Here is a 7,214-nt window from a genome sequence, read left to right on the forward strand (position 1 = left end):
CGCTCCTCGCCGAAATCCCGGAACGTCGAGGACAAAAAAATACGGGCAACGGGCGAGATCATGAAGAACTATTCACATTTTTTCTAGAATGCGCCCGGGATTCAAGTATATTTAAAGCTCCTCGGGCAGATCTCCGTCGTCGTCACCATTTTCCTCTGGCGCCTCGTACTGAGCAATGATGTCTTCTACTGATAATTTCGTGAATGCAAGAACTCCTAAAGCTTCTACAATTTTAGGGCGAAATGCATTTCCTGCTGCATTCCGAATATTAGAAATCAACTGAACTTCCGGAGCAAAACCCTCAACGTCTACAGTTTGGATGTATCGAACGCTTTCACCCGAAAGGTCGAGGGCTCCACAATAAATATTTTTGTTCAGGCGATTCAGTACAACACAAGCGTCTTTATAACGCTTTTCAGGTATCAACATTGGTGAGTAGAGGTAGAATTTAATAAGTCCAGAAGAAACATAGGCCTCTAAGAACATGCGATACCCCGACGTTTTGTCTACGGTATATAATGTACTAATATGATAGAAGTTGCCGTCTTCATTATATTCAACTTCATCTTCCCATAGCCATGCGGCCATAGTGTCTTCCAATAGGGCTTGGTATGGATGTTTTTTAGATTTTGCCATTATCGTGACTCCTCGACGTACCTCATGTGGCACCCTTAAGTGTCCATCGCAATCGAGCTTTACCACACCCTGAAAGAGAAATGAAAGCAGTCGCTAGAATGCCAAAATTAGATCGCAGCGCCAACTGTCATGCATTCTTGAATCGTAGCCATTTCTGGATCTAATTTATTTCTCGAGGAGGCAGAGTGACGTGCGCCCCTTATGGCGCCTATCAGAAATAGGGTCCTTTGCTTTGATGGCTAATGGTTGAAGTGACGGCGACGTGGCTGGGGCATGCCCCCAATCACGATGGCCAGCGATCTCGGCGGGGGTGCGTCCGCCCAGTTCCGAGTGTGGCATATGTATGGTTATGTAGTCGTGCTTCTAGGCGGCCTGGATCGATCTGGCGTGGGCCAGTGAGGTGAACAGCCTCCCATTTAGGCACTCGTCGCGCTGCCGGGGGTTGAAGCTCTTGATAAACCCGTTCTACTGTGGCCTGCCCGGGGCAATGTAATGCCATTACACGTCGCGTTACTGTGATCACCGCAGGATCACCGTGCTGGTCAGCTCGATGATCATGACGGCCTACGCGTCTTTCGATGCCGGCTTCGGCGCAAAACCTATGCCAAAATACCGACGGTTCTGCCTTTGCCCGCTGAAGATGACCGTGGTCGTATACGCCATGCCCCAAACACCCCTTCTGCGTCGCCCTACTCAGAGCGACCCTTCTTGTGTCATCAAGAGGTCAGACCCCGCTGATTTGCCCGCGTGGGCGCTCGTTGCACCGAAGCAGATCGGTGCAGCTGCATGCGCCGAGCCAACGCCTCTCGCTGCCGATGAGTGGATGACCGTGGCCGAGGTCGCCCAGTTTCTGCGCCTCTCGAAGCGCACCGTTTCCCGCATGATCAAAGCTGGTCGCCTGCCTGCAAAACGGCTCGGCAGAGCCGTCCGGATCGCACGCTCCCAACTCATGGCGATGCTGACCAGTCTGCCACCGGCTTCCGAGAAAGCAGGAGCGTGTCGTGAATAGGTCCACTTCAGAACGGGGTTCATTGTTTAGTGTATCCATTCACGAACAAGCACCCCTGTCCGCCTTTGTCCTCACGAGAGTTCCATGCCCAATCACGATAGCCGCAAACCAACGTTGGCCGATGCCCTCGCGGCGTTGGAAGCCGCATCGCTTTCTGCGATCCAGAAACGTGACACGCGCAGTGCGGTCATGACCTTTTGCAAAGCCCTGGGGGTCACACCGAGGAATGTGCCTGCCGATGCCGCCTCCATTCGGCGCAAGCTTGAGGGCCTTTCCTATTTGGCGCTGGGCCTTTCCAAGGGGCGGTGGAGCAACGTGAAGACGGGCATCGTGCGAGCCGTCAGTCTTGTTGGCAGGACCTATCCAAGCCGCAACACGGCGCCATTGCTACCGCAATGGCGTGTGCTTCTCGAGGCTTTGCCTCACTCTATGCGGCGCAAGCTGTCGGCTGGCGCCCGCTACTTTAGCCGTGAAGGCATCCTGCCAGACGCTACGACGTTGGACGACTTGCACCGCTACCGCTATGTCATCCTCAATGACCGATTGCGGGCGAATGCAGAAAGCGCGTGGGATCATTTTTTATGGGCTTGGAACCGCGCTGCCACGCTGCACCCAGCGTCCTGGCCCCAGACAGTCGTTCCCCGACCGGTGAAGCGTGACATCTACGTCTTCCCTTTCGCATATTTTCCTCCGTCGTTTGAAGCCGACGTGCAGGCCTATGCGGACCGACTGGCAAACACTGATCTCGACGACGACGGCCCTGCACGCCCGGCCAAGCCGGCGACCATCTCGACGCGCACCTATCAGCTGCGTGCGGCGGCATCTGCGTTGGCGCATTCGGGCGTCGACCCGGCAGCCATCACACAGCTTGCCTGCCTTGTGGAGATCGACAACGTCAAAACGATCCTGCACTTTTTCATGAAGCGCGCCGGCGGCGGCACCTCATCCAATGTGGCGCAGATGGCGACGTGCCTGCGCAATGTCGCGCGCCATATGGTCAAGGTGGATGAAGAGCACGAGCGCAAGATCACAAGCCTGTGCCGCAAGGTGGCCGTGCCGACAGGAGGCCTGACCACCAAAAACCGCGAGCGCCTGCGTCCCTTTGACGATGTCGCGGTTGCAGGAGAGTTTCTGCAGCTTCCAGAGACCATCCGTCGTCATGTCGAACGCGACAAGCGGGCCCCTGCACAAAAGGCAGTCCTGGCTCAGGTCGCTGCGGCGATCGCAATCTTGCAGGCCATTCCGATCCGCATTGCGAACCTGGTCTCCATCGACCTGCATCGCCATCTCAAACAACAGCGTAGCAGTGTGCACCTGGTCATCCCGGAGGCCGAGACCAAGAACCGGCAGGCGGTCGACTTCAAGGTCCCTGATTATGCGCTGGAGATCCTGAAGTGGTACGTCGTCAACTACCGGCAGCACCTCGAGCATGAGCCCACAAGCGCGCTGTTTCCGGGACGCGGCGGCGGGCACAAGACGGCGCACACGCTAGGGGAGCAGATCAAGCAGACCGTGTTCAAGTTCACAGGGCTGACCTTCAACGTGCATTTGTTCCGCCATTTTGCCGGCAAGGTGTTCCTTGATCAGCAGCCGGGAGGATATGAGGTCGTCCGGCAGGTTCTCCGCCACAAACGGATCGACACCACGACCAGCTTCTACGCGGGCGCGGAAGTTCAGCGAGCGAGCACGTTGTTCAACGACATCATCGATGGCTTGCGCCGCGAGCATCCGGTGGCGCCGCGCAAACAGTCAAAGGTGCGGTCATGAGCGGCGGGCGCTACGGGCCAACAAAGGCACCTGAACGTCGCTGTATGCCTTTGGCGCTCTGGCCGGAGGCTGATCGACTGGCTTGGGCGGACGCCCTCACCCCTGGCACCATTTTCGACGACCACCTCGGCGCAAGGGCAAACCATTCAGCACAATCCAACTACAAGGCCGAGCGCGGCTATGGTCGGTTCCTGACCTTTTGCAGCATCCATGACCCTGCATGCCTCGACGAGGCTCCCGCAGCACGGATTACAAAAGACAGGGTGAAGGCATATGCCCGACATCTGGCTGACCTTGAGAACGGAAGCCAAACGATCTTGGGCCGTCTCCAAGAGCTGAGCGAGGTCGCGTGGGTTTTGGCACCAATGCGAGACTGGTCCTTCATCAACCGCACAGCCTCACGCGTTCGGGCCCGCCACAAACCCGTCCGCGCTAAAGACCGCATCATGATGAGCGATGAACTCGCCCAACTTGGCTATGACCTCATGGACCAAGTCGGCGATCTGACGACTGTAAAGGCCGCCTGCCAGTTTCGGGACGGCCTCATGATCGCGCTGCTTGCGTACGTTCCCATCCGCCGGAAGAACTTCACCCAGTTGTCTCTGGGCGAAAGCCTCGTATGGCGGCAGGAACAGTGGTTCATTATCTTGAAACCAGACGACACCAAGACCCATGCCTGGTTCGAAACGATCTTGCCAGAAACCCTTGTGCCCTATCTCAACCGCTATCTCGAGCGACATCGGCCTGCCCTTGTTGCAAGCAATGGTCGCTGGAAAAAAGCAACCGGCGCCGCACTGTGGATCTCCGCGCATAGCTCCCCGATGACAGGCATTGCGATCTACGATGGCATCTGCCGGCAAACGCGCAAGCGCTTTGGCGAGCATGTCTCCCCCCACCTGTTCCGCGACGCCGCTGCCTCTACACTAGCAACGGAGGCGCCCGATGTTGTCCGGATCGCAGCGCCACTGCTCGGCCATCGCAGCTTCCAGACAACCGAAAAATACTACCGCAAGGCCAAGGCCCAAGCGGGACATAGCCGCTACATTGCGGCGATTTCAAAACTGCGGGGAGACGTGTGATGGCAAGGTCGCAAGTGGCCCGGGCGATGAGCCCAACCGCCGACAGTTGGTCGTTCGCAGTCGGCTTGCTCACGTTGGACAAGGGCACTGCCGACATCAACTTCGACGCGCTTCAAAGCGCCGTCGCTGAGGCGGTCGCTTTGGTTGATGAGATCGAAGACGAGAACGCGCGCCGGCCGACCCACGCTGTGGCCAAACGCAAACTGCTCAAGCTTGATCGTCTCCTTGCATCCGTGGAGTTTGAACTCAAAAGCATGGAAACGCAGCAGGCTCTGAAAGAGACCACGGCCGCACGACATCTGGGACAGCTTCTGTCGGCGTCTGCCATCGAACATGTTGCCGGGGCCACCCCCAACAGCCTCGCTGCCCCCCACTCTCGGCAGCCCGGACCAGAACAGCGCATGATGGCCCTTGAGGGGATGCCTGCTGCGGCGATGCTTTTTGCCATCCGACAGATCAAGGAACCCGTCGCCGATTGGCTGTACCGAAACGCCCGCAACACAGGCGGTCGTCCAGTGAAAACGGCTCGCCAAGCAATCTTGTTCTGCCTCATGAAGAACTACGAGGCGATCATGAACCAGCCTCTGCGGCCCGAAAGCAAGCAGCATCTGAGGCTGCTCGCGACGCACATATTCGGTGCGTGCAAAATCGACACTGCCGGCTTGGAAGATGCCTGCAGCCGTGCGTTCGACGCGTTTGCAAGCTGGGCTGCCTGGTATGACTTGCCAGCGCCAACCTTCAGCATCGGGCCTGTCGACATTGACGCCATCCCCGACGGTCCGGAAGCGCCCCTGGTGCCGGCAAAACATCCGCCAAGAAAGTGACCCTTTTGCAGATCACGAGCGCCTATGGCTCAGGCAGGCAGTTCGCATGTCCGAACCGGCCTTCCGACACGAGCCAACGGCCGCCGAGCGAAAGCGCGTCGCTGACGGCTTGCGTCTCGAACTGGTCGGCCTGGATTGCGATCTGGATATCAGTGACGCCGAGCTTGAAGCCCTGGAGCATCTCTTGGGCGCCGACCTCCACCCGCTCCTTCAATAACCCGCCAGCCCTCAATGCGGTTGGCACAAGCCGCATATGAGAGACCAAAATGGCCTTCCCCTCCGACAGCGTTAACAATCCCGCACCCAAGCGAGCAGTGCTCTACCTGCGCGTCAGCACCGGCCGGCAAGCGGCCGGCGATATCTCGATCCCTTCGCAGAGAGAGCTGACAACACGCTTTTGCGAAAGCCAAGGCTGGACGGTTGTTGACGAGTTCACCGAACCCGGCGCGTCGGCGACAGACGACAAGCGGCCTGTGTTCCAGCGGCTGATGGAGACTGCCAAATCGCCAGATCGTCGGTTCGATGTGATCTGCGTGCATTCCTTCTCACGCTTCTATCGCAACGGCGCTGAGATGGAGATGGCGATCCGCCAACTGCGCAAGCGCGGCGTTGAAGTCGTGTCGATGACGCAGCCAACGGGACGCGACCCTGCGCAAGACATGATGCGTCAGATCATCGGCATCTTCGACGAATATACCTCGCGTGAAAACGGCAAGAACGTGACCCGCTCCATGCGCGAAAACGCAAAGCAGGGCTTTTGGAATGGCGCGACGCCGCCCCTTGGCTATCGCATTGTGGCTGTGGAGCAGAAGGGTGCGCGCCTCAAAAAGCGGCTGGAGGTTGATCCGGTCGATGCCGAGACCGTCAATCTCATCTTCCAGCTCTACAACCAGGGCGCCGAAGGCAGCGGCCCGCTTGGGGTGAAAGATGTAACAAAATGGCTGAACAGCCACGGCTATCGTACGCGCAAAGGCGCAAACTTTGGCGTGGGGCCCGTTCACGGCATTCTGACGAACAGCTGCTACGCCACCGGCAAATGGCCTTACGGGCGCCGCAGTTCTCGAACTGGCCTACCTCACGACCCCGCCGAGGTGGTCGAGGTCGACATCCCGAAGATCATCGCTCTCGACCTCTTCAACGCAGTCCAGGAGCGTCTCAAGCGCAACAACCCCAAGGTCACGCCGCCACGGGTGGTGAACGGGCCTTCACTGCTGACGGGACTTGCCGTCTGCGGCTCTTGCGGGGCCGGCATGACCCGCAGCGGAACGCGGCGTGGCACCAAGGTCTACACCTATTACAGCTGCGCTGCGTGCCAGCAAAAGGGGAAGTCCGTTTGCAAAGGGCGCCACGTGCCGGTGGCCCAGCTCGACACGAAGGTCATCGAGGGGTTGAAGCAACAGCTCTTCACCCCCGAACGCATGGGCCAGGTCCTGTCAGGCCTCCTACAGCGGCATGTTGCCCGAGATGCCACAGTCGTTGAGCGTCGGCGCGTGCTGGAGACTGAGCGCGACGAGATCCGAGTCAAGCTCGATCGGCTGTACAATGCCATCGAAAATGGAGTGATTGAACTCGACGACGACATCAAAACGCGGATCGGAAGCCTCAAGGAGCGCCGCGACGTCATCGAAGCATCTCTGGCGCGTATCTCGCAAAACATCGGCACGGGCCCTGCATTGGACGAGGCGTGGATCGCGAGGTTTTCAGAACTGATGCACCGCAAGCTTGATTGCGGCGACGTGAAAACCCGGAAGGCCTATCTCACCTCCGTGATCGATCGCATTGAGGTCGATGACGATGTCATCCGCGTTTTTGGACGCAAAGATGCCCTTGCAGACGCAGTTTCTGGACGGAACGGCCAGACTGCGAACGTTAGCGGTTTTGTTCGTAAATGGCGCGCCC

7 protein-coding genes and 1 pseudogene are annotated in these 7,214 nt (G+C 58.4%); 5 read left to right on the top strand and 3 right to left on the bottom strand.

What is annotated here, in order from left to right:
- Positions 1-111 precede the first annotated feature (111 nt).
- Positions 112-636, bottom strand: coding sequence for a YbjN domain-containing protein (locus tag WCL10_RS20280; RefSeq protein WP_336897458.1), 525 nt, complete (start codon positions 634-636; stop codon positions 112-114).
- A 375-nt stretch (positions 637-1,011) separates the two neighbouring features.
- A pseudogene (locus WCL10_RS20285) lies at positions 1,012-1,140 on the bottom strand (integrase core domain-containing protein); the annotation flags it as partial.
- A gap of 46 nt (positions 1,141-1,186) precedes the next feature.
- Here WCL10_RS20285 and WCL10_RS20290 point away from each other — a divergent pair.
- The 4 genes from WCL10_RS20290 to WCL10_RS20305 all read left to right on the top strand — a co-directional run bounded on the left by WCL10_RS20290 (position 1,187) and on the right by WCL10_RS20305 (position 5,315).
- Positions 1,187-1,645 (top strand): helix-turn-helix domain-containing protein, encoded by a 459-nt coding sequence (locus tag WCL10_RS20290; protein ID WP_336897464.1) that lies wholly within the window; start codon positions 1,187-1,189, stop codon positions 1,643-1,645.
- A gap of 84 nt (positions 1,646-1,729) precedes the next feature.
- Positions 1,730-3,412 (top strand): hypothetical protein, encoded by a 1,683-nt coding sequence (locus WCL10_RS20295; protein WP_336897459.1) that lies wholly within the window; start codon positions 1,730-1,732, stop codon positions 3,410-3,412.
- Positions 3,409-4,491 (top strand): site-specific integrase, encoded by a 1,083-nt coding sequence (locus tag WCL10_RS20300; protein WP_336897460.1) that lies wholly within the window; start codon positions 3,409-3,411, stop codon positions 4,489-4,491. Before WCL10_RS20295 ends, WCL10_RS20300 begins: the two co-directional genes overlap by 4 nt.
- Positions 4,491-5,315, top strand: coding sequence for a hypothetical protein (locus tag WCL10_RS20305; protein WP_336897461.1), 825 nt, complete (start codon positions 4,491-4,493; stop codon positions 5,313-5,315). The genes WCL10_RS20300 and WCL10_RS20305 overlap by 1 nt, the downstream gene beginning before the upstream one ends.
- 22 nt (positions 5,316-5,337) lie before the next feature.
- Here the strand turns inward: WCL10_RS20305 and WCL10_RS20310 are convergent, their stop codons facing one another.
- Positions 5,338-5,496: a hypothetical protein gene (locus WCL10_RS20310; protein ID WP_336897462.1), complete on the bottom strand. Its 159-nt coding sequence runs from the start codon at positions 5,494-5,496 to the stop codon at positions 5,338-5,340.
- 85 nt (positions 5,497-5,581) lie between these two features.
- Between WCL10_RS20310 and WCL10_RS20315 the strand changes: the two genes are divergently transcribed.
- Positions 5,582-7,214: recombinase family protein (locus WCL10_RS20315; RefSeq protein ID WP_336897463.1), on the top strand; the 1,633-nt coding region annotated here is incomplete at its 3' end.

Origin of the sequence: Novosphingobium sp. (genome assembly GCF_037133355.1) — a bacterium.
Taxonomy (GTDB): Bacteria; Pseudomonadota; Alphaproteobacteria; order Sphingomonadales; family Sphingomonadaceae; genus Novosphingobium.